Source organism: Saccharothrix violaceirubra, assembly GCF_014203755.1.
GTDB lineage: Bacteria > Actinomycetota > Actinomycetes > Mycobacteriales > Pseudonocardiaceae > Actinosynnema > Actinosynnema violaceirubrum.
In genome coordinates this window covers 3253410-3274701 of sequence record NZ_JACHJS010000001.1, presented here as the reverse complement: position 1 = coordinate 3274701, position 21292 = coordinate 3253410, and the positions used below count along the sequence as shown (strand labels likewise).

Here is a 21292-nt window from a genome sequence, read left to right as displayed (position 1 = left end):
ACTCTCGCACATTTCCCGTCCGGACGCCGCTTCCTACCGTCGGAGACGTCTTCCGCGAAGGAGTGATCATGCTGGACGTCTTCATCACGGGTGCGAGCGGCTACATCGGCTCGGCGATCACCCGTGTCCTGGTCGGACGGGGCCACCGCGTGCGCGGCCTGGCCCGCAGTGCCCGCGCCGAGGCGGTGGTGCGGGCGGCGGGCGGCGAACCGGTGCGGGGCAGTCTGACCGACCTCGCGGTCCTGGCCGGTGCCGTGGGCGACGCGGTGATCCACACCGCCGCCACCGACACCGCGGACCGGCCGGTGGTGGACGAGGCCGCCGTGACCGCGATGCTCGCCGCCGGACCGGCCGTGTTCGTCACGACCACCGGCGTGCCGCGTGCCCGGTCGTCCCGGGTCCCGGTGGCCGAGGACGACACGGCCGCGCCCGAGGGGCCGTTGGCGTGGTTGGCCGACGCCGAGGACCGGGTGTTGACGGCCGACGTGCGCGGCGTGGTCGTGCGCCCGCCGATGGTCTACGGCGCGGGCGGCGGCCCGGTGGCACGCCTGGTCGGGCAGGCCCGTGCCGACGGCGTGGCCCGCTACGTCGACGAGGGCGCGAACGTGTGGTCGACCGTGCACGTGACGGACCTCGCGGAGGCGTACGCGCTGCTCCTGGAAACCCCGGCGCGGGGCGTCTTCCACGCGGCCGAGGCGTCCCCGGTGGCCCTGGCGGACCTGATGGCGGCCGTCGGTCACGCCGCCGACGTGCCCGTGCGCTCGTGGCCGCTGTCCGAGGCCCTGGCCACGCACGGGCCGATGGCGGGTTTCCTGGCGATGGACGCGGCCCTGGACGCGGGCCGCCTGCGTGACCTGGGCTGGACGCCGACGACCGGGGATCTTCGCGGTGGCGTGGTCGGAGATCTTCGCTCCCGGTGACGGGAATTCCGTTGCCGATGCCCGGCGGGGTGGACACGCTGGTCGCCATGACCGAGGTGACGGTGACCCTGTCGGTGCGCGATCTGACGGAGGCCGACCTGCCGTCCTGCTCGTGGGCCGGGACGCGGCTGCACTTGACGCACGTCGCGGCCGAGGTGGCACGCGCGCGGTCCGGCGTGGGCGACTACCTCGCCGTGTGCGGCCCGGCCGACGTGCCGTTGGGCATCGGCGGGATCGACTACCGGGAAAGTCCGGGTGCCGGCACGTTGTGGCAGTTGGCGGTGCATCCGGCGCTGCGGTCGTGCGGTATCGGCACCACCTTGGTCCGGGGCGCCGAACTCCGCATCCGGGACCGGGGACTGCGGCGTGCCGAGTTGGGCGTGGAGGACGACAACCCGAGGGCCCGCGCGCTCTACGAACGCCTCGGCTACGTCGCCTACGGCCGTGAACCCGACTCCTGGGACGAGGAAGGTCCGAACGGGGACATCCGCCGTTACGAAACCATGTGCACGTTGCTGCGCAAGGAGCTGTGAACGAGGGGCGTCCACCGTGGACGCCCCTCGTCCGCGATCAGCCCTGCGGATCGGCGGTCGCGGGCGGCGACCGCAGCGCCAGACGGGTCGGCAGCACGGCCGAGGCGACCGTGACCACGACGCACCCGAGCACCACGCCGATCAACGCCCACCAGGGCAGGATCACCGGCATGGGCCCGACCTCCTGGCTCACCGCCAGCCGCAAGCCGAACAGGCTCACCGCCGAGATGACGACCGCCGCCACGATGCCCACGGCGGCCACGATCACCGCCTCGTAGGCGGCCACCCGGACCACCTGCTTCGACGTCGCGCCCGTCAGCCGCAACGCCGTGGTCGCGCCCCGGCGGTCGGCGTGGCCCAGGATCGAGGTGTTCACGATCGACATCGCGGCGTACGCGGCGATGATCCCCAGGCCCAGGATCACGCCGAAGCGCAGCGACGGCGACTGGAACGGGTCGGCCACCACGAAGTAGTCGTCGGCCGGCACCGCCCTCGCGCCCAGGCCGGCGACGGCCGCGTTCACCGCCTCCGTCGACGTGCCCGGCGGCGTGGTCAGGTACGCGCGGGTCGGCAGCACGCCGGACGCGTGCTTGCTGCTGATGTAGGTCTCGCTGTTGCGCAGCAGCGCCACGACCTTCAGCTCCGCGCGGGACCCGTCCGGGAACCACACGGCCACGGTCACGCCCAGCGGCAGCCGCACGTTCTCGTCGACCATCATCGTGTCGTCGCCGAAGTCGGCCGTCGAGCCCTCGGCCACCACGGGCTTGAGCGTGCTGCCCACAGTCGCGGGGTCGACGGCCACGGCCCGCATGTCGTTGATCTCGGGGTCGTCGTCGAACTTGCGGTGGTTGACCCGCAGCGGCGTGATCGGCGCGACGGTGACGCCCGCGATTCCGCGCAGCCGCGCCAGCGCCGCCTCGTTCAGGCCGGGCGTGCCGGCCGGGGTCACGACGTGGTCCGCGGTGACCGTGGCGCGTTCGGCGTTCACCTCGGCGCTGCCGACCGTGTAGGTGACGCCCAGCATCGTGACCGACAGGCCCACCAGCAGGAGCACGGGTCCGGCGGTGGTCGCCGTGCGGCGCACGGCCGTGACGATGCTGGCCCGCACGAGCATCCCGGTCGCGCCCTTGGACCGGCCGAGCGGCCAGGTGAGCAGGCGTGCCAACGGCTTGACCACGACGGGCGTCAGCAGTGCCACGCCGATCAGCGGCACGGCGGCGATGGGCGTGTACAGCACGGGCACCATGGACAGCCACGACGCCTTGGCCACGACGAACAACACGACCAGGGCCCCGAAGACCACCGTGGACAGTCCGACGACCAACCGGCCGCGACCGATCGCCTTCGTGTCGGCCGTGGCCTCGCGCAGCACCTCGACCGGCGACGTGCCGCCCGCCTTGCGCGCGGCCGACCACACGGCCAGCAGCGCCACGCCGACGCCGAGCACGAACGCCGACAGCATGGGCACCACCCACACGGTCAGCTCGTACCACTTCGGACCGACCTTGGCCGACTTCAGCGCGGACGCCAGCGCCGGCGCGCCCGCGAAGCCCAGTCCGCAGCCCAGCAGCGACGCGGACACCGACACCAGCAGGGCCTCGGCGAACACCATCCGCCGCACCTGCCGGGCCGTGGCGCCGACCGCGCGCAACAGCCCGAACTCGCGCGTGCGCTGCGTGATCGAGAACGCGAACGTGGCCGCGACGACGAACGCCACCACGGACACCGCGACACCGATCGAGGTCGCGGTCATCGACACGATGCCCAACAGCGCGCCGCGGTTGCGGCTGCTGCCGGGTTCGGCCTTGACGCGGGCGTCGCCGGTCAGCACGTCCGCGCGGTCGCCGACCGCCTGGCGCACCTGCTCGGCCGACCCGTCGGCCACGACCGCGATCACGTCCGGCGACAGGCGCGCGGCCTCGGTGTCGGTGAAGAACACGGCCGTCTCGAAGTCGACGTCGGCCGTCACACCGGAGACCGCGTACGGGCGCGGGCCGGACGCGGTCAGCACGGTCACCCGGTCGCCGGCCTTGGCGCCGGTCGAGGCCGCGACCACGACCTCGTCGGCCAGCGCGGGCGCCTTGCCCGACTCCAGGCGGTAGCCCGCGAACTTCGCCGCCGACCAGGGCCTGCCGTACGGGGCGGCGGCCGGGCGGTCGGCCACCTGCGCGTAGAACGACCGGTCGTGCACGCCCGGAACGGCGGCGAGGACCTCCTTCGTCAACGGCTCCGGCTCGGCGTTGTCCAGGACGGCGCCGTCGTCCACGGTCCGGGTCTCGGGCGAGCGGACCACGACCGCGGCCTCGGCGTAGCGGCTGGGCGCCGGTGACTGCGGCGCCAGCGCCGAGGCGAACACCACGGCCATGGACGACAGGACGGCGACGCCGACCGCCAGGCCGATGAACGTCGCGACCAGGCTGGTCCACCGGGCCTTGAGGGTGTCGCGGGCGATGCTCAGCATGTCCGCTCCCCCTGGTCGCACGACAGCGTGCTCACGACGCCCGGGCCTCCAGCTTCGGCAGGCGGGCGGCGACGGCCTCGGCGGTCGGCCGGGGCAGCGTGCCCGCGAGGCGACCGTCGGCGAGGAACACGACCTGGTCGGCGTAGGCGGCGGCGACCGGGTCGTGGGTCACCATGATCACGGTGCGCCGCTCCCGGTCGACCAGGGCGCGCAGCAGGTCGAGCACCTCGTGCCCGCTGTGGCTGTCCAGCGCGCCGGTGGGCTCGTCGGCGAACAGCACCTGCGGGCGGGTGGTCAGCGCCCGCGCGATCGCGACGCGCTGGCGTTGGCCGCCGGAGAGCTGTGCGGGCCGGTGCCCGGCGCGGTCGGCCAGGCCGACGGCCGCGAGCGCGGCGGTGATGGCCGCCGGGTCCGGTCGTTCGCCGGCCAGGCGCAGGGGCAGTTCGACGTTCTGCTCGGCCGTGAGCGTCGGCATGAGGTTGAACGCCTGGAACACGAAGCCGATCCGCTGCCGGCGCAGGACCGTGAGCCCGTCGTCGTCCAGTGTGCCCAGGTCGACGCCGGTGAGCACGACCCGTCCCGAGTCGGGACGGTCGAGCCCGGCCGCGCAGTGCAGCAGCGTGGACTTGCCCGATCCGGACGGGCCCATCACCGCGGTGAACGTGCCGGCCGGGAACTCCAGGGACACCCCGTCGAGGGCCCGGACCGTGCCGTACGCCTTGCGCAGCTCGTGAAGCTGAAGCGCAGTCATGCCGCAAACCCTAGGAACTGTCCGGCGGTTCCGGCCATCGGGCCACCACCCGAACACGGGGTGCACCCAGCTACACCCCTGAAGCTCGCCCGTCCGGGTGTACCCGACTGGACTGTCGGGACGCGGCGTCGGCGGAGAGCGGGCATTTCGGACGGTGGGGTCTCTATAGTGCGGCGTCCAAGGCGGACCGGATGCGCGCCACGACCACGTCCTCCGCGCGCCCGACCGTGCCGTCCGCCGAGGCCACGTCCCCGCACATCGCGAGGACCGCGTCGGCGAACGCCCGCGCCTGACCGGCCGACCGCGCGGCCAACAGGTCCGCCGACGCCCGCAGCGCGGTGAGCACGCCGTGCTCAACGTCGGCGACCGTCCCCACGGGCAACTCCGGCGGCGCCGCGCCGACCACCTGACGCAGCTGCGGCGGCAGGGCGGACATCGCCCGGATCCCGGCGTGGCTCTCCTCGTCGACCGCGCCCTCGTCCGCCACCGACACCAGCACCATCGCGCCGTACACGGCGGTGCGCAGCGTGCGGCCTTCGTCCTCGGTGAAACCGTTCATGATCCGTACTCTAGGAGGCTTCGCGGGGCGGCCCGTCCAGCAGGGTCCGCGCGTGGTCGGGTGCCAGTCGGTCGGCCTCGCGGGGCGGCCGGACGTGGCCGCCGCCGGCCGGGCGCGCGGGCAGCACGAGGGGTGGCCGTTGCACCGGCGTCCAGTCCACACTGCCCAGCAGGTGCGCGATCATGTTCAGCCGCCCGCGCCGCTTGTCCTCGGCCTCCACGACCGTCCACGGCGCGAAGTCCATGTCCGTGTGCACGAGCATGTCGTCCTTGGCCCGGGAGTAGTCATCCCACCGGGTGATCGACTCCAGGTCCATCGGGGACAGTTTCCAGCGCTTGAGCGGGTTGTCGAGGCGTTCCCGGAAGCGCCGCTCCTGCTCGACGTCGCTGACCGAGAACCAGTACTTGCGCAGCAGCACGCCGTCCTCGACCAGCAGCCGCTCGAACACCGGGCACTGGCGCAGGAACCGCCGGTACTCGTCGGCCGTGCAGAAGCCCATCACCCGTTCGACGCCCGCGCGGTTGTACCAGCTCCGGTCGAACAGGACGATCTCGCCGGCGGCGGGCAGGTGGTCGACGTAGCGCTGGAAGTACCACTGGGTGCGTTCGCGCTCGGTCGGCGCGGGCAGCGCCGCGATCCGGCACACGCGCGGGTTGAGGTGTTCGGCGACGCGTTTGATCGTGCCGCCCTTGCCCGCCGCGTCCCGGCCCTCGAACACCACGACGAGCCGGGCGCCGGTCGCCTTGACCCACTCCTGGAGTTCGACCAGACGACCTTGCAGCCGCACCAGTTCCGCCTCGTACAAGGCGCGCGGGAAACGCTTCGGCTTGGCCATGGACCGGACCGTACCCATGCCGCCGGGCGGACGCACGCGTACCGGGTGACGATCAGGGTATTCCGGCTCTGGGTGGGCGACCCGCCCCTGCCGCATCGTCAAGGGGCACGATCACGAGCCTGGGAGGGTATCCCCGATGTCGACGACGGAACGCGACCTGCGCTGGTGGGCCGCGGCGAACTACCTGACCGTCGCCCAGATCTACCTGCGGGACAACCCGTTGCTGCGGGACGAACTCACCGCCGGGCACATCAAGCCCCGGCTGCTGGGCCACTGGGGCACGAGTCCCGGCCTGTCGATGATCTACACGGTGCTCAACCGGCTGATCCGCGAGACCGGCCAGGACTGCCTGTACGTCACCGGTCCGGGGCACGGCGGGCCCGCGCTGGTCGCCAACGCCTACCTGGAGGGCACCTACAGCGAGATCTACCCCGAGGTGTCGCGCGACCTCGCCGGGCTGACCCGGCTGGTGCGCCGGTTCTCCACGCCCGGCGGCATCCCCAGCCACGTCAGCGTGCAGACGCCGGGCAGCGTCCACGAGGGCGGCGAGCTGGGGTACGCGCTCGCGCACGCCACCGGTGCCGCGTTCGACCACCGCGACCTGCTGGTGGCGTGCGTGATCGGCGACGGCGAGGCCGAGACCGGCCCACTGGCCGCGTCGTGGAAGGCGCCGAGCTTCCTCGACCCGCGCCGCGACGGGACCGTGCTGCCGATCCTGCACCTCAACGGCTACAAGATCTCCGGGCCGACGGTGTTCGGCCGGGCGTCCGACGAGGACCTGACCGGGTTCCTGCGCGCACAGGGCTGGGACCCGGTGGTCGTGTCCGGCGACGACCCGGCCGCCGTGTACGCCGACCTCCACGCGCGGATGACCGAGGCCCAGGCGCGGATCGCCGACCTGCGGGCGGGCACGGCCACCCGGTGGCCCGCGATCGTCCTGCGCACGCCCAAGGGCTGGACCGGCCCGGCGACCGTGGACGGCGTCCCGGTCACGGGCACGCACCGGTCGCACCAGGTGCCGCTGTCGGGCGTCCGGGAGAACCCGGAACACCTCGCGCTCCTGGCGGAGTGGCTGCGCTCGTACCGGCCCGACGAGTTGTTCGACGCCGACGGCGCGTTGGTCGCGGACGTCGCCGCGTTGGCGCCGCAGGGCGACAAGCGGATGTCGGCCACGCCTTATGCCGACGGCGGTCGTCTTCTCCGGCCGCTTCCGTTGCCACCGTTGGACAAGTACGCCGTGCAGGTCCACGGTCCGGGTTCGGTCGAGCACGGCAACACCGCGCCCATCGGCGAGCTGCTGCGCGACGTGTACGCGGCGACCACGACCGAGGACGGCGGTGGCACGTTCCGCCTGTTCTGCCCGGACGAGACCGCCAGCAACCGGCTCCAGGCCGTGTTCGAGGAGACCGACCGGTGCCTGCGCGCCGAGGTGCTGCCCACCGACGAGCACCTGTCGCCGCACGGCCGGGTGATGGAGGTGCTGTCGGAGCACCTGTGCGAGGGCTGGTTGGAGGGCTACCTGCTCACCGGGCGGCACGGGCTGTTCGCGACCTACGAGGCGTTCGCGATGGTGTCGGCGTCCATGCTGATCCAGCACGCGAAGTGGTTGCAGCACGCGGCCACGCTGCCGTGGCGGTCGTCCGTGGCGTCGCTCAACGTGCTGCTGACCTCGACGTGCTGGCGCAACGACCACAACGGCTTCTCGCACCAGGGCCCGGGGCTGATCGACACCGCGATCCCGCTGTCGCCCGACGTCGTGCGGGTATGGCTGCCGCCGGACGCGAACACCGCGCTGTCGATCACCCGGCACTGCCTGGAGAGCCGCGACCACGTCAACCTGATCGTGGTGGACAAGCAGCCGCACACCCAGTTCCTGACGCTGGAGGAGGCCGAGCGGCACTGCGCGGCGGGTGCGTCGGTGTGGGACTGGGCGGGCACCGAGGACGGCGACCAGCCGGACGTGGTGCTCGCGGCGGCGGGCGACGTGCCCACGCAGGAGGTGTTGGCGGCGGCCAAGCTGCTCCGCGAGTACGTGCCGTACCTGCGGGTGCGCGTGGTGAACGTGGTCGACCTGATGGGTCTGCTGCCGCCGGCCGACCACCCGCACGGGTTCCCGGACGCGCGGTTCGCGGAGTTGTTCACCGAGGACGCGGACGTGGTGTTCGCGTTCCACGGGTACCCGCGCGCCGTGCACCAACTGCTGCACGGCCGCGTCAACCCCGGGCGTTTCCACGTGCGCGGGTTCTCCGAGCAGGGCACGACCACGACCCCGTTCGACATGGTGGTGCTCAACCGGATGAGCCGCTACCACCTGGTGCTGGAGGCGTTGCGCCGGGCGCGGCGGGCGCCCGAGCGCGGTGCGGAACTGGCCGCGCACTGCCGCGCCATGCTCGACCGGCACGAGGCGTACGTGCGGGAGCACTTCGAGGACATGCCCGAGATCAGGGACTGGCAGTGGGCCTGATCCTGTCCCTCAACCCCGGCTCGTCGTCGCTCAAGGCCGCTCTGCGCGCACCCGACCTCGTGCGGTCGGTGCGCGTGGAGCGTGTCGGCGACCCGGAGGGGACGCTGCGCGTCGACGGCGACACCCGGCCGTTCTCCGGCGACCTGGGCGCGGCGGTCGACGCGGTCGCCGGGGTGTGCGCGGCGCCGGAGGCGGTCGCGATCCGGGTCGTGCACGGCGGCGACCGCCCCGGCCCGGCGCTCTGGGACGACGCCCTCACGCACGAGCTGCGCGCGCTCGTGCCCCTGGCCCCGCTGCACCAGCCCGGTTCGTTGGAGACCTATGAGCACGCCAGACGCGCCTGGCCGGACGCGCGCTTCGTGGCGTGCTTCGACACCGCGTTCCACCAAGCCCTGCCCGAAGCGTCGACCCGGCTGCCGATCCCGGCCGACCTCGCGGCGCTGGGCGTGCGGCGGTACGGCTTCCACGGCCTGTCGGTCGAATCGGTCCTGCTGCGCCGGCCCGACCTCGGCGACACCGTCGTCGCGCACCTAGGGAGCGGGTGCAGCGTCACGGCCGTGGCCGCCGACCACACACCACGCCACACCACCATGTCCTTCACCCCTACCGGCGGCATGATGTCCGCGACCCGCAGCGGCGACGTGGACCCGGCGATCCTGCCGTACCTGATCGAGCGACACGGCATGACCGCGTCCGGGCTGCGCGACCTGTTCGACCACCACGGCGGCCTGGCCGGCATCTCCGGTCGCCACGACGTCCGCGACCTCCTCGACGCCGACGACGAGGCGGCCCGCCTCGCCCTGGAGGTCTTCGTCCGCTCGGCGGCCATGGCGATCGCGTCCTGCGCCACCACGCTGGACGACTGGCGCGCGCTGGTCTTCACCGGCGGCATCGGCGAACACGCGGCTGGCCTGCGCGACCGGATCACGTGCCGGCTGCCACTGCCCCGCCTGGGCGTCGCCGTCCACGTCGTCGAGTCGGACGAGGAACTGGTCATGGACCACCAGGCCCGCCTCCTCGCGACCTGACCGGCGGCGTCGCGCCGACCGGACGTCCCCGTTCGACGACACCGCCGCGGCGGGCCACTCCCCCGGCGCCCGCACCACGCTCGACGAGGCCCGCGGACCATTCGCCCCGGCTTGGCAGATCCAGACGGTCGTAGCATGTGCTCCCCGGTGCGGTTGAGGGAGGATTTCCGTTCGTGCACAGGATGTCCACCTCGGTGGTCGAGCGGGCGGAAACCTTCCGTCGGAGGACAGGGAGATCGCTACGGGGATCTGCCGTTGCCCTGCGGTGGTTTCACGTAGGGTGTCCGGACACGGTGGGAGAGACCGGTCCGGAGCGGTAGGAGCCGGGGCGTGCGGCGTTGGGGAGCGCCGGGTACGCCTCGGTCGTGGATCGGAGCCTGGGGTTGGGGGTGGTCGGATTGTCGAGGATCGGCTGGTCACCGGTCCCGGACGTGGCTGATCACGGCGGCGTGGCCGCCGATCGGACGAAGTGCGGAACGGACGGAACAGGCTGCCGGCGTCTCCACGCGCGGCCCGCCGTCGACCGCGGGACCACCACCGGGGAATCGCGTCGCCGAATGGCGCCGCGAGACGTCACCGCCGACGGCGCTCGACGACCCCGCGCACCGGCGGGGCGTCGCGACCGTCGGAATCGGCGGTCGGACCCCTAGGACCCACTGCCGGCGGAAGGCCGGCGGATAGTGTCGACTCAGTCGGATCAGGCACTCGCACGCCTGGATCCGGCCATCCATTCCCGAGCCTGTCGAGACGGAATCCACACATCTTGGACAGTGCTGTGCGCTCTGAACGGAGGCTCGGGTGAACTACTTCGGTGCTGTGCTGCTGCGACTTCGACTCGATCGGGGCATGACCCAGGAGGAATTGGCGGAGAAATCCGGTCTGAGTGCCCGCGCGATCGGCAATATGGAACGCGGAACAGTGGCACGACCGCACCGCAGATCGGTCGACTCGCTCGGCGCCGTACTCGGCGACGCGGCGTTACGGGCGTTACGGGCGGTCGCGTGGACGCCCCAGCCGCTTCGGCAGGTGCCGCGCCAGCTGCCCCCGGACGCGGAGTCGTTCGTCGGCCGGTGTGCCGAACTGCGTGAACTGGCCACCCTGGTGTCCCCGGCGCCCGGCCGCAGGCTCGGACCGGTCGTCGTGTCGGTGTCGGGCGTGCCGGGTGTGGGCAAGACCGCCTTCGCCGTCCGCGCCTGCCAGGTGGTCGGCGAGCGGTTCCCCGACGGTCAGCTGTTCGTGAACCTCCAGGGCGGCATGGCCGTCGACGAGGTGGCCGCCCGGCTGCTGCGCGGCCTGGGCATCACCGGCGACGGGCTGCCGGCCGACATCGACGAGCGGGCCGCGCTCCTGCGCTCCACGCTGCACGACCGGCGGTTCGTGCTCGTGCTCGACGGCGTGGTCGACGAGCGCCAGATCCGGGCACTGCTGCCCAACAGCGCCCACTGCCTGGTCATCCTCACCAGCCGCCGGACGCTGACCGGGCTGAACGTGGCCAAGCGGGTGGTGCTCGGCGCCCTCGACCTCGGCACCGGTCTGGACATGCTGCGCTCGACGCTGGGCCCGGACGTGGTGGACGCGCAGTCGGGCGCGGCGGCGGAGGTGGTCCGGCTGTGCGGCGGTCACCCGCTCGCCCTGCGGATCATGATCAACCAGCTGGCCAGCCGGCCGCACTGGTGCCTGGCGCAGCTCGCGGCCCGCCTCCGCCCGGAATCGGACCGGCTGGCCCAGTTGGAGGTCGGTGACCTGTCGATGCGCGCGGCGCTGGAGTCGGTCTACCGGCAGCTCAGCGTCCCGGCCGCCACGCTGCTGCTCGGCGTGGCCAGGGCGCCCGGGGTCGAGCTGACCGTCGGGCTCGCCGAGACCCTGCTCGCCGGCGGCCCGCTGGTGGCCCTGCGGGCGGTGGACGAGCTGGTCGACGCGAACCTGGTCGTCGCCACCGGGCGGTCCCGGTGGTCGCTGCCCGACCTGGTGCGGCTGTTCGGTCGCGAGGTCGCCGGGCATGCCCGGTGGCGGGACCGGCGCGATCACCGTTCGGTCAGGTAGCCGAAGGCCATCGCCCGCAGCACCAGCTCGGCCTTGTTGGTGACGTTGAGCTTGCCGCGGATCCGCTTGACGTAGGTGCTCACGGTCGCCTCGGTCAGACCCATCCGGCGGGCGATCTGCCGGTGGGTCAGGCCCTGCCCGATGTGCCGGACGGTCTCCACCTCACGCCTGCTCAGCAGCTCGCGCCGCGGCAGCCGGTCGCCCGCGGTGACCCGTAACGCGCGCACCAGGTCGCGGGCCTCGGTGTCGTGTCCGACCACGGCACCGACGCCGGACAGCTCGCGGACCCTGGGGTCCCCGGCGTGCGCGAGCACCACCACCCGGCTGTGGCAGACCAGCGCACCGAACACGACCGGTGCCGGGACGGGACCGTGCGGCGCCACCTCGACCACCGTGAGATCGGCCGGACACCCGACCGGGTCCAACTCCTCGGCCAAGCCGACCGAGGCGACCACCCGGAAGTCCCGGTCACCGGCGACGGCGCATTCCACGCCTATCCGCGCCAGCGGAAGACCGACGGCGATGGCCACCGTCCACGACGATTCGGAATCCCTTTGGGCGAGCGAAGTGCGCATGGCGGCCATACCTCCCGGTCGACATTGCCCCGCAGACTCGCACGGCGACCGGGACGAGTCCAGGAAGAAACGGCGGAAAAACGGATATGCCGACCGCGTGCCGACTGGTTGCCACTATCGCGGGTCGCGGGTATACAGCTTTCGAGTGCATTTCCCATTCAGCCCGGAAGTGGGTGTGCGTGATTCCGCACGACGAGACGCTGAACCGGATCGGCCCGGTGTTGACCGCGGTCGGGGTCACCAGGCTGGCGGACGTGACCTGGCTGGACGAGGTCGGGATTCCGTGTTGGCAGGCCGTGCGGCCGACCGCGCGCACCCTGTCGGTGTCGCAGGGCAAGGGCCTGACCCCGGAGGCCGCGGCCGTGTCGGCGGCCATGGAGGCCATCGAGGTGTGGCACGCGGAGAACCTGCCCGCCGGGCCGGAGGTGGGCAGCGTCCGGTCGATGCGGGACCGGCTCGGCTACCCGGTGACCGCGTTGCGCACGACCGGGCGCACCTGCGTCAACGACGACCTGGTGCTCGACTGGGTGCCCGCGACCCGGCTGTCCGACGGCGGCACGGGCTTCGTGCCCACGGCGGCCCTGCGGCTGGACGGCACGGTGGTCGAGGAGTGGGCTCCGCCGCTGTTCGAGGTCACCAGCAACGGCCTGGCGAGCGGGCCCACCCGCGTGGACGCGGTGCTGCACGGCCTGTACGAGGTGATCGAGCGGGACGCGCTGGCGGGCGCGGAGTCCGACCGGGTCGGGCTGGATCTCGGCGGTGTCGACGAGGTCGCGGCCGGGCTGGTCGAGCGGTTCGAGCGGGCGGGCGTGGCCGTGGCCGCGTACCTCGTGCCGTCACCGGTCGCCGTGCCCTGCGTGGAGGTCCGGGTCTCCAGCGAGGAGTTCCCGGTCGACTTCCGCGGCAGCGCGGCCCACCTGGACGGGTCGGTGGCGTTGCACCGCGCGTTGACCGAAGCCGCCCAGTCCCGGGTGGCCGCGATCGCCGGGACCCGCGAGGACCTGCTCGGCGACCTGTTCGGCGACTCGTGGACGCCGGCCGGCCCCGCGGTCGCCGGTACCGCGGCGCTGCCCGCGCCCACGCACCACGCCACGGCGACCGCGGTGGAGGTGCTGGCCGCCCGCGTCACCGCGCACACCGGCCACAGCCCGCTGGTGGTCGAGCACACCCGCGACGAGTTCGCGATCCCGGTGGTCCGGGTCGTGTGCCCGGGTCTGGACTGTCCCCACGACTACTGAGGTGGTTCGGATGCCAGGCAGGTTCCTGTTCGTCGGCCCCACGCTGCCCGACGCCGCCGAGCTGGTCTCCGGGTCGGGGATCGAGGTCCTCCCCCCGGTGTCGGCCGGTGATCTGCTCGCGTTGCCCGTCGGGCCGGGCGACGTCGTGGGCATCGTGGACGGCTACTTCCACCGGACCCGCTCGATACCGCACAAGGAGATCCTGGACCTGCTCGCCCGCGGTGCCCGGGTGCTGGGGGCGGCGAGCCTGGGCGCGCTGCGCGCGGCCGAGTTGCACCCGTACGGGATGGAGGGCATCGGCGGGATCTTCGCCGACTACCGGGACGGCCGGCTGGTCGCCGACGACGAGGTGACCCTGATGCACGGCACCGCCGAGGACGGGTACTCGCACCGCTCGGAACCGCTGGTGAACCTGCGCGCCTCGCTGGACTCGGCGGTGGCCGCCGGTTCGTACGGGCGGGCCGAGGCGGACCGGCTGATCGCCGACCTCGGCGCGATGCCGTACCGGGACCGCACGCGGCACGCGTTGGGCACGTCGGTGCCGTTGGTGGACCGCAAGCGCGCGGACGCCTTGGAACTGCTGGAAGTGCTGCGTAAGGCGGACCCGGTGCCGCCGCCCGCGCCGGCCTTCCCGGAGACGGTGCACGTGTACGACTGGCGGATCGCGGCCGGTGGCGTGGATTCCCGCGCCTTGGCGTTGTGCCAGGTCCTCGCGCCCGACTACCCCGACTTCCACCGCGGCACGGTGCTGGCGTGGTTGGCCGCGCGGTGCCGGGAGACCTGCGGTGCCCCCGGCGACGCCGTCGACCACGGCGCCCACGTCGGCCTCTTCCGAGCCGACCGGCCCGACCCGGACCTGGTCGACCGCTGGACCACACCGGCCGAACGGGCGGCGCTGGACACCCGGGAACTGCTCACCCGCCTGGTGGTGCGCGCCTTCCGCATCCGGCCCGGCATCGTGGCCACCGGTCTGGCCCTGCGCGCGTTCCGCGCGAGCCGGGCACGCGGTCCGGCATCCGCGCTGGTCGGCCGGGTCGCCGCGGTCAACGCGGCGGGCCGCCGGCACCGACCGGACTTCGACCCGGCCGCAATCGCGGCGGACCAGGTGCTGGAGTGGTTGGCGCAGCGCTGGTGCCGGCCGGCCGATGAGCTGGAGTTGGCCGCTTTCGACCGCGGGTTCTCGTCGACGGGCGGCGCGGTGGCCGCGGCCCGGCAGGTCTACCTGGCGGCGCGGTGCGAGCCGGAGGTCGCGGGATTCTCCCTGGCTGGCGGCTGACCGGGCCGGGCACACGCGCACGGTCGGTCCTCCGCTTGCCCGGTTTCCGGTAGTCGTCGCGACACCCCGGCTCAGGGATGCGAGGACCACGGGATCCAGGCCCGCTCCGTCCCCGCCGCCGACTCGCCGCCGACTCGCCACGGACTCGCGCACCGACCCCCGCCGCCTCGCCCCGGGATCGGGCACACCTGTCCGTCCACGACCCGGAGCACCCGGCCCCGGCAGGACTCGACGGCGGCCCACGAAAAACGCTCGGCCGGGACACCCCGGCCGAGCGCTTCGCCGATCTTGTCACCGCCGACGACCGGCGGCCGTGTCGCGACACCCCGTCGACTCCGCCCGGCCGGCGGACGGGCCGTCCGCCGTTCACACCGGGTCGAAGCTCCCCAGCACCCGGTCCCGGCACGCCGTGATCAGCTCCGCGACCGGCTCGGCCCGCACCCACCGGATCGCCCGGTCGAAGTCCGACCTGGCCTGGTGCATGTGCTCGGCGTACTTCGCGTGCATCGCGCTCGCCAGTGCCCGCACGTCGGCGGGCACCGCGGCACCGGCCAGCCACTCGCAGTACAGCGCGACGTGCGAGAACGCCCACGTGCCGTGCAGGAACCCGAACACGGGGCGCTCGGTCTCCAGCCAGGGCGCGTAGTACGCCACCTCGTCGGGCAACGCCACGCCGTGCGCCGCGAACAGGTCGTTCAACTCGGTGTGCGCGGCTTCGTGGATCAGGTCCCGGCCCACGTACTCGTGCTCGGCGAAGTAGTCCAGGTGCACCGTCGCGGGCAACGCGTTCGTGGTCCAGCTCCGGATCGACGTGTCCGTGGCCCGCCGCCGCGCGATGAGCACGACCACCCGCGAGTTGCGGCTCACCGTCGCGCCGAAACCGCTGTCGACCGCCGTGGCCAGCGCGTGGGACACCAGGTCGCGGACGGCGGGGGACGCGGAGGCCGCCACGACCGGGTCGACGAGCGCGACCGGCGAGGCCGCGAGGGCCCGGTCGTCGGTGAACGCCGACCGCGGCGGGTCGGCGACCAGCACCGGGCCGCCGGCCTCGTGGGCGGGCCGCAGCGCCGACTGGTCGGCCCGCAGCCGCAACAGGTCAGCCACGCGCTCGGCGTCGCCCTGTTCCGCCGCCCGGCTGACACCCTCGAAAACGTGGTGTGCCAACGCGTACCGCAGCGGCAGGTCCTCGGCCGCGACGTCACCCCACGGTCGGCACCCCGGGAGGTCCCGCAGCACCGAGTCCAGCCGGTCGATCTTCTCCTGCCGGTACCGGTCGACCCGGTCGGCCACCTCAGCCGGCAACACTCGGTCGAAGGCCGTAGCGCTCACACCCACTCCTCACGTAGTCGATCAGCCACTTCCGGGAGGCGCAGTACTCGCTGTCCCACTCGGTGTCGCGCAACCGCAGCCGGTCGGCCAGCGAGCCGCCCGAGCACACCGACACGTGGGAGCAGGAGGAGCAGCGCTCCAGCAACTCGCGCATCCCGGTCACCAGCGGCAGGTTCCGCTGGAACCGGACGATCTCGTCCAGGCTGCCGACCGTGTCCACCGTGCCGATCGCCGCGTCCGGGGTGGAGATCTCCTCGGAGGCGCCGATCGTGCCGTCCGGGTACAGGGCGACGATGAACGGCTCCTTGAGCACCGACCAGTCGGTCAACGTCACCTCCGCACCGGTGAAGTGCAGCAGCATCGAGAACAGGGGTTCGACGAGGAACCGCTGGAAGTACTCGCGGTGCCACACGTCGAAGCAGTCGGCCACGAAGCGCGCGTACTCGGTCGGCGTCGTGGACCACCCGGCGGCGCCCCGGCCCTTCCCGTTCAGCGCGAGCAGGGACGGCGCGTTGGCCTTGGGGAACTTCAGGGTCGACACGTTGTAGTCCAGGCACGGGCTCAGCCGCACCGCGCGCACGTGCGGGAAGTCCGCGACCAGGGCCATCGTCTCGGCCGCCAGGCCCAGCACGAGATCGGTGACGGTGATGCACAGCGCGATCGTCTTTCCCCTGCGGCGCAACAACTCGATGCCGCGCAACACCTTGTCGAACGTCGGCCGGTCGCGGTAGTCCACCCGGTGGGCGTTGGCCTCGCGCGGGCCGTCGATGGACACCCCGATGTCGATGTCCGGGAAGAACTCGTCGAACAGGTCGATCCAGGTGTCCGTCAGCAACATCGCGTTGGTCTGCATGGTCAGCTCCACGGTGCCCGGGTAGCCGGCGAGCAGTTCCAGCAGCGGGCGCATCCGACGGGGACCGATCAACAGCGGCTCGCCGCCGTGCAGCACGATGCGCAACGGCCGATTCCCGGCCGCGACGAGGAACTTGCCCAGGGTCTCGGGACTGAGCCAGTTCTCGTCGGGATAGGGCTTGCGCTTCTCGTAGCAGTAATAGCAGTTGATGTTGCAGGCCGCCCCGGCCAGTTTGAGGATCACCGTCAGCGAGTCCGCGGGGCGCGGAAGCACCAGCTCCACCTTGTCCTCCGTCCTCCGGTGGAAGTGGCGGTGGGGCGTGCCGGACGGCCGCCCCACCGCACCTCTCACGCGCGCCCGGAACCCGTGCTGTTCAGGGCTTCTTCGACGCGCTGCCAATCCCGCGTGCTCACACTGGACGTGTGCGCGGTCGGGCGGGCGACGGTGTCGTCGCGACGAAAGTCGCGCAGCGCCGCCAGGAACTCACCGAAATCGACCTGTTCGCTCACTCGAACCTCCTGATGATGGGACGCCGTCGACGGTAATTCCCCCTTCCGGCAAGCCGGAAGACACCGAAACTATGACGTTGACACGTTCCGCCGACTCGCGTTAGGTGATGTCAGTCGGTACCCATTCCGGTCCGGAATGGACGGTGTCCGACCTCTGTCACCCCTGGGATTCCCGCCGGTTCGCACCGGCGTCTTCGCGTACCGCTGAATCGGAGGTGGTCCGGTGAACGAGCCGATCCTGCCCGACCCGTACTGGGCAGGCATGATCACGGGCCGGTTGGTCCACCTGCACCTGGGCCTGGTCGACCACCAGCTCGTGCGGGACCACCGCGCGCGGGAACGGGCACTGATCGACTCGGCGGGTACCTCGGTAGCCGTGGTCGCCCGGCTGGACGGCACCCGGCCCGCGGACCGGGTGCTCGCCCGGCTACTCGGCTGCGCGGTCGGCGGCCCGTTGGCGGACGGCATCCGGCTCCTGGACCGGTTCGTCCGGCAGGACTCCGGGCCACTGGTGTTCGACGAACCCGGCAGCGGGCTGGTCTCGGACGGCGCGGACCGCGCGTACCGGCGGGCCGCCGAACTGGGCCTGGAGCCGGTGTGCCAGTTGGGCATCGGCCTGGTCGGCCTGACGTCCCTGCCGGCGGTCTTCGAGCCGGCGGTCGACCGGGAAGCCGTACTGCTACCGGCCGCCACGTGGTCGTTGCCGACGGCCGAGCTGACCGCGTCGGTGCTCGAAGGTGCCGCGCGGTCCCTGGCCCTGACGTGGGCGTACGCGGAGGTGCTGGCCTACGGACTCGACGGGCCACCGCCGGGGACGACCGCCGCCGCCACCGACTTCGCCCGGGGCGTGCTGGCCGAGTACCACCGGCGTGCCGACGGCCGGCACGGCCCGGACCCCGGTGAACCGACGCAGGTGCCGGAACTGCCCCTGCTGTCGGAACTGGTGCGCTGCTGGTGGCCGGCACCGGGCCGGGCGCACAACATCTTCGGTTCCCCGTTCGACTACATGACCCATCTGGAGGTGTCCGGTGCACGTCGCTGAGAGCCTGCACGTCGGGAGCGTGCCCGCTTTCCTTCTCCCCGAGGAGATCGACGAACTGCGGCGGGTCCTGGTCTCGACGTACGCGGGTGCGCCCACGCTGGCCGCGTCGGCGCGTCAGGACTCGGTGCACAGCATCGAGGGCCTGAGCACCGAAGCGGCGATGCGGGTGTACGAGCCGAAGGGGCGTGACGAGCTGTCCACGCTGCCGGAGGCGGCCCGCAAGGTGCTCGACGCCGCGGCCGAGCGCCTGCTGCCGACGGTGCGGATCATGCTGCCCTCGGTGCGCGAACTGGGCTACTGGACCTTCGTCAGCTACACCGAAGGCCAGTTCATCACCCCGCACATCGACCTGAGCGACAACGATCCCGACGCCGACCACCCGAAGGTCGCGGGCATCAGCATCTGCCTGAGCGATCCGGCGGACTACACCGGCGGCGAGTTCTTCGTGGAGACCGCGTGCGACGCCGCGCAGTGGCTGCCGTCCCGGCGTGGGCCGGTGGTGCGGCCCGAGTGCGACCACTCGTCGAGTTGGTTCCGCGCGCAGCCGAGGACGCGCTGGCACGTGCGGCCACGGCAGGGCGAGGCCCTGCTCTACGGCTCGCAACTGACCCACGGCACCGAGCCGGTGCGGTCGGGACGAGTGAACAAGATCATCGGTTTCCTGGTGTCCTGAGCGGCCCCGAACTACAGGCAGGAGAGCATCGTGCGAGTGCGCATGGCGATCAGGTTGGCCACCCAGAACGAGGCCATGTCCGACCTGGAACGGATCAACGCCATCTACTGGGCGCTGTCCACCACGCTGATCCACCGGGTGCCCGGCGCGGTGGTGGAACTGGGCTGCAACGCCGGGTACACCAGCGTGTGGCTGGCGCGGATCGTGCAGGATTTCGCGCCCGAACGCGAACTGCACCTGTTCGACTCCTTCCAAGGGCTGCCCGACCTGGGCACCCACGACGCCTATCTGCGCAAGGGCGACTGCCAGGCGTCGCTCGACGACGTGAAGGCGAACTTCGCCACCTGGGACCTGCCGCTGCCGATCGTGCACCCCGGCTGGTTCGAGCAGACCCTGCCCGACGGTTGCCCGCCTCAGGTCTGCTTCGCCTACCTGGACGGCGACTTCCACCAGTCGATCAAGACCAGCCTGGAGCACGTCTACCCCCGGCTGGCGCCCGGCGGGGTGATCCTGGTCGACGACTACTGCGACCTGGACGCCAACCCGCGGGCGTGGGACGGTCTGCCGGGCGTCAAGCGGGCGTGCGACGACTACTTCGGCCCCGGCGCACCGCAACTGGAGGTGCTGGGCGGGGTCGGCGACCTGAGCATGGCCCTGATCAGGAAGCCGATCGATGAGCGGTGATCGCGGCCGGTACCCGTTCATCGCGATCGAGGGCACGGACGGCAGCGGCAAGTCGACGCTGCGCACACTGCTCAACCGGGCGTTGGCCGAGAGCGGGCACCGCTGTTTCATGGTGGGCCAGCACAGCTGGCTCGACGTGGCCGCCGGGCGGGTGATCCAGGCCGCGCGCAACCAGCAGCTCGGCTTCGGTCGCGACGAGCTCACCCGGGCGTACGCGGTGGACAAGTTCCTGCACCTGCGGGAGAACATCGCCCCGGCACTGGACACGGTCGGCGTTCTCGCCGACCGGTTCGTGCACAGCGACGTGGTGTATCACGACGTGCTGTACGGCATCCCGGCCGCGCGCACCCTCGACCACCACCGCGAGCTGGGCACCCGGATGCCCGACGTGGTGCTGTTCGTGGACACCGATCCCGACGTCGCCCTCGACCGGATCGTCAAGCGGAACAAGGCCGTCCGTCCACATGAGACACAGCGGACCCTGCGCCGGCTGCACGCGAAGTACCTGGAGTTCTTCGCCACCGGCGTGCCGTCGGTGGCACGGATCGACAACAACGGCTCGGACCCGACACGGGCCGTCGCCGCCGCGCTGCGGGCGATCCGGCGGCACTTCCCGGCGGCGAAGGAGGTCGTTCCCGTTGGTTGACTTCGACTACCCCGCCGGGCGGTTCACCGCGTTCCTGAACGCGCGCGGCGTCGAGGTCCGGCGGATCATCGCGTTCGCCGGGCTGAGCACGCTGGCGCTCGTCGACAGCGCGGACGCGCCCGGGGAACCCGCGGTGGCCAAGGGACTCAGCGGCTACTACCACGTGATCCACGACGCGCCGCCGGAACGACAGCCGGGGACCTACGGCTACTACTGGTACAAGCGGTACGGACCCGAGCAGTACGCGGCCTGGCACACCGCGTTCCGGTTCGAGTACGAGACGCTCCGGGCCCTGCGCGGCAGCCCGGGAATCGTCGAGGTGTCGACCGGCGACATGGACGCGGCGATCCCCTACTACCTGATGCGGCACCACCCGGCCGGCTCGCTGGCGCACCACGCGGGGAGCCTGGGCTGGGACCTGGACGCCGACTTCGTGCTGACCGTGGCGCGGGACGTCGCCGGCGGACTGGAGACCCTGCACCGCAGGGGTGTCGCGCACCGCGACCTGAACGCGGAGAACGTGCTGCTCACCGAGGAGGGTCACGCGGTCGTCGCCGACCTCGGCTGCGCCCGCGACGTGCGCTCCGGGCCGCTGGGGCCGGCCCGGCGGCCCGACGAGTTCCACTGGCCGCCGGAGTACGCCACGGCCTACGACACCGCGGACGCGAAAGCCGACCTGTACGCGCTGGGGGTGCTGATCCACCAGATGACCACCGGTCGGATGCCCCGGTACCTAGGCCCTTCGTGCGTGGCCGCCGCGCCCGCCGGGCGATTCCCCGCCGAGCTGCTGAAGATCGCCGACGCGTGTCTGGAACACCGACCCGAGAACCGACCCGAGGCCGCCGACGTACTGGCCCGCCTGCACCCCTAGCG

20 protein-coding genes are annotated in these 21292 nt (G+C 72.5%); 12 read left to right on the top strand and 8 right to left on the bottom strand.

Annotation, left to right across the window (positions count from 1 at the left end):
- Positions 1-68: 68 nt before the first annotated feature.
- Entirely contained in the window at positions 69-920 is an 852-nt protein-coding gene (locus tag F4559_RS15570; RefSeq protein ID WP_184669470.1) for an NAD-dependent epimerase/dehydratase family protein, read from the top strand.
- Positions 917-1453 (top strand): GNAT family N-acetyltransferase, encoded by a 537-nt coding sequence (locus F4559_RS15565; protein WP_221447245.1) that lies wholly within the window; start codon positions 917-919, stop codon positions 1451-1453. Before F4559_RS15570 ends, F4559_RS15565 begins: the two co-directional genes overlap by 4 nt.
- Before the next feature lie 37 nt (positions 1454-1490).
- Here F4559_RS15565 and F4559_RS15560 read toward each other — a convergent pair whose 3' ends face one another.
- The 4 genes from F4559_RS15560 to ppk2 form a co-directional block, all read right to left on the bottom strand.
- A complete protein-coding gene (locus F4559_RS15560; protein ID WP_184669469.1) occupies positions 1491-3914 on the bottom strand; it encodes an ABC transporter permease in 2424 nt (807 codons plus the stop codon).
- A gap of 31 nt (positions 3915-3945) precedes the next feature.
- Entirely contained in the window at positions 3946-4665 is a 720-nt protein-coding gene (locus tag F4559_RS15555; protein WP_184669468.1) for an ABC transporter ATP-binding protein, read from the bottom strand.
- Between the two features lie 163 nt (positions 4666-4828).
- On the bottom strand, positions 4829-5224 hold the full coding sequence (locus F4559_RS15550) for a hypothetical protein (RefSeq protein ID WP_184669467.1): 396 nt from the start codon (positions 5222-5224) through the stop codon (positions 4829-4831).
- A gap of 10 nt (positions 5225-5234) precedes the next feature.
- The gene (ppk2, locus tag F4559_RS15545; protein ID WP_184669465.1) at positions 5235-6059 is read right to left on the bottom strand and encodes a polyphosphate kinase 2; all 825 of its coding nucleotides are present in this window, start codon (positions 6057-6059) and stop codon (positions 5235-5237) included.
- Between the two features lie 136 nt (positions 6060-6195).
- On the opposite strand from ppk2, the gene F4559_RS15540 reads away from it, so the two are divergent.
- The 3 genes from F4559_RS15540 to F4559_RS15530 all read left to right on the top strand — a co-directional run bounded on the left by F4559_RS15540 (position 6196) and on the right by F4559_RS15530 (position 11594).
- Positions 6196-8523 (top strand): phosphoketolase family protein, encoded by a 2328-nt coding sequence (locus F4559_RS15540; protein WP_184669462.1) that lies wholly within the window; start codon positions 6196-6198, stop codon positions 8521-8523.
- Positions 8514-9551 carry a hypothetical protein gene (locus F4559_RS15535; protein WP_184669460.1) on the top strand — a complete coding sequence of 346 codons (1038 nt, stop codon included), beginning with the start codon at positions 8514-8516 and terminating at the stop codon, positions 9549-9551. The genes F4559_RS15540 and F4559_RS15535 overlap by 10 nt, the downstream gene beginning before the upstream one ends.
- A 798-nt stretch (positions 9552-10349) precedes the next feature.
- On the top strand, positions 10350-11594 hold the full coding sequence (locus tag F4559_RS15530; protein ID WP_184669458.1) for an NB-ARC domain-containing protein: 1245 nt from the start codon (positions 10350-10352) through the stop codon (positions 11592-11594).
- Here the strand turns inward: F4559_RS15530 and F4559_RS15525 are convergent.
- Positions 11576-12169: a response regulator transcription factor gene (locus F4559_RS15525; protein WP_184669456.1), complete on the bottom strand. Its 594-nt coding sequence runs from the start codon at positions 12167-12169 to the stop codon at positions 11576-11578. The two genes, F4559_RS15530 and F4559_RS15525, sit on opposite strands and share 19 nt — an antisense overlap.
- Positions 12170-12348: 179 nt before the next feature.
- On the opposite strand from F4559_RS15525, the gene F4559_RS15520 reads away from it, so the two are divergent.
- Both F4559_RS15520 and F4559_RS15515 read left to right on the top strand, forming a co-directional pair.
- Entirely contained in the window at positions 12349-13407 is a 1059-nt protein-coding gene (locus F4559_RS15520) for a YcaO-like family protein (protein WP_184669454.1), read from the top strand.
- Between the two features lie 10 nt (positions 13408-13417).
- A complete protein-coding gene (locus tag F4559_RS15515) occupies positions 13418-14683 on the top strand; it encodes a TfuA domain-containing protein (protein WP_184669452.1) in 1266 nt (421 codons plus the stop codon).
- Positions 14684-15049: 366 nt separating this feature from the next.
- On the opposite strand, the gene F4559_RS15510 is transcribed toward F4559_RS15515, so the two are convergent.
- From F4559_RS15510 to F4559_RS15500, 3 genes are all read right to left on the bottom strand, one after another.
- On the bottom strand, positions 15050-16012 hold the full coding sequence (locus tag F4559_RS15510; protein WP_184669450.1) for an aKG-HExxH-type peptide beta-hydroxylase: 963 nt from the start codon (positions 16010-16012) through the stop codon (positions 15050-15052).
- Entirely contained in the window at positions 15975-17147 is a 1173-nt protein-coding gene (locus tag F4559_RS15505; RefSeq protein WP_184669448.1) for a radical SAM protein, read from the bottom strand. The genes F4559_RS15510 and F4559_RS15505 overlap by 38 nt, the downstream gene beginning before the upstream one ends.
- 65 nt (positions 17148-17212) lie before the next feature.
- Positions 17213-17374, bottom strand: coding sequence for a hypothetical protein (locus F4559_RS15500; protein ID WP_184669446.1), 162 nt, complete (start codon positions 17372-17374; stop codon positions 17213-17215).
- A 223-nt stretch (positions 17375-17597) separates the two neighbouring features.
- Between F4559_RS15500 and F4559_RS15495 the strand changes: the two genes are divergently transcribed.
- Genes F4559_RS15495 through F4559_RS15475 form a run of 5 tightly spaced genes read left to right on the top strand, consistent with a single transcriptional unit; the run spans position 17598 to position 21290 of the window.
- The gene (locus F4559_RS15495; protein WP_184669444.1) at positions 17598-18416 is read left to right on the top strand and encodes a hypothetical protein; all 819 of its coding nucleotides are present in this window, start codon (positions 17598-17600) and stop codon (positions 18414-18416) included.
- Positions 18403-19089, top strand: coding sequence for a 2OG-Fe(II) oxygenase (locus F4559_RS36365; RefSeq protein ID WP_184669442.1), 687 nt, complete (start codon positions 18403-18405; stop codon positions 19087-19089). The genes F4559_RS15495 and F4559_RS36365 overlap by 14 nt, the downstream gene beginning before the upstream one ends.
- A 30-nt stretch (positions 19090-19119) precedes the next feature.
- Positions 19120-19773, top strand: a complete 654-nt coding sequence (locus tag F4559_RS15485; RefSeq protein ID WP_184669440.1) for a TylF/MycF/NovP-related O-methyltransferase — start codon at positions 19120-19122, stop codon at positions 19771-19773.
- Positions 19763-20419, top strand: coding sequence for a dTMP kinase (locus F4559_RS15480; protein WP_184669438.1), 657 nt, complete (start codon positions 19763-19765; stop codon positions 20417-20419). The genes F4559_RS15485 and F4559_RS15480 overlap by 11 nt, the downstream gene beginning before the upstream one ends.
- On the top strand, positions 20412-21290 hold the full coding sequence (locus tag F4559_RS15475) for a protein kinase domain-containing protein (RefSeq protein WP_184669436.1): 879 nt from the start codon (positions 20412-20414) through the stop codon (positions 21288-21290). The genes F4559_RS15480 and F4559_RS15475 overlap by 8 nt, the downstream gene beginning before the upstream one ends.
- The last annotated feature ends 2 nt before the right edge of the window (positions 21291-21292 follow it).

Excerpts from the sequence above, each read along its gene's own strand:
- F4559_RS15540 (WP_184669462.1), top strand. The coding sequence starts at position 6,196 with ATGTCGACGACGGAACGCGACCTGCGCTGGTGGGCCGCGGCGAACTAC.
- F4559_RS15555 (WP_184669468.1), bottom strand. The coding sequence starts at position 4,665 with ATGACTGCGCTTCAGCTTCACGAGCTGCGCAAGGCGTACGGCACGGTC.
- F4559_RS15515 (WP_184669452.1), top strand. The coding sequence starts at position 13,418 with ATGCCAGGCAGGTTCCTGTTCGTCGGCCCCACGCTGCCCGACGCCGCC.
- F4559_RS15560 (WP_184669469.1), bottom strand. The coding sequence starts at position 3,914 with ATGCTGAGCATCGCCCGCGACACCCTCAAGGCCCGGTGGACCAGCCTG.
- F4559_RS15480 (WP_184669438.1), top strand. The coding sequence starts at position 19,763 with ATGAGCGGTGATCGCGGCCGGTACCCGTTCATCGCGATCGAGGGCACG.
- F4559_RS15550 (WP_184669467.1), bottom strand. The coding sequence starts at position 5,224 with ATGAACGGTTTCACCGAGGACGAAGGCCGCACGCTGCGCACCGCCGTG.
- F4559_RS15525 (WP_184669456.1), bottom strand. The coding sequence starts at position 12,169 with ATGCGCACTTCGCTCGCCCAAAGGGATTCCGAATCGTCGTGGACGGTG.
- ppk2 (WP_184669465.1), bottom strand. The coding sequence starts at position 6,059 with ATGGCCAAGCCGAAGCGTTTCCCGCGCGCCTTGTACGAGGCGGAACTG.
- F4559_RS15570 (WP_184669470.1), top strand. The coding sequence starts at position 69 with ATGCTGGACGTCTTCATCACGGGTGCGAGCGGCTACATCGGCTCGGCG.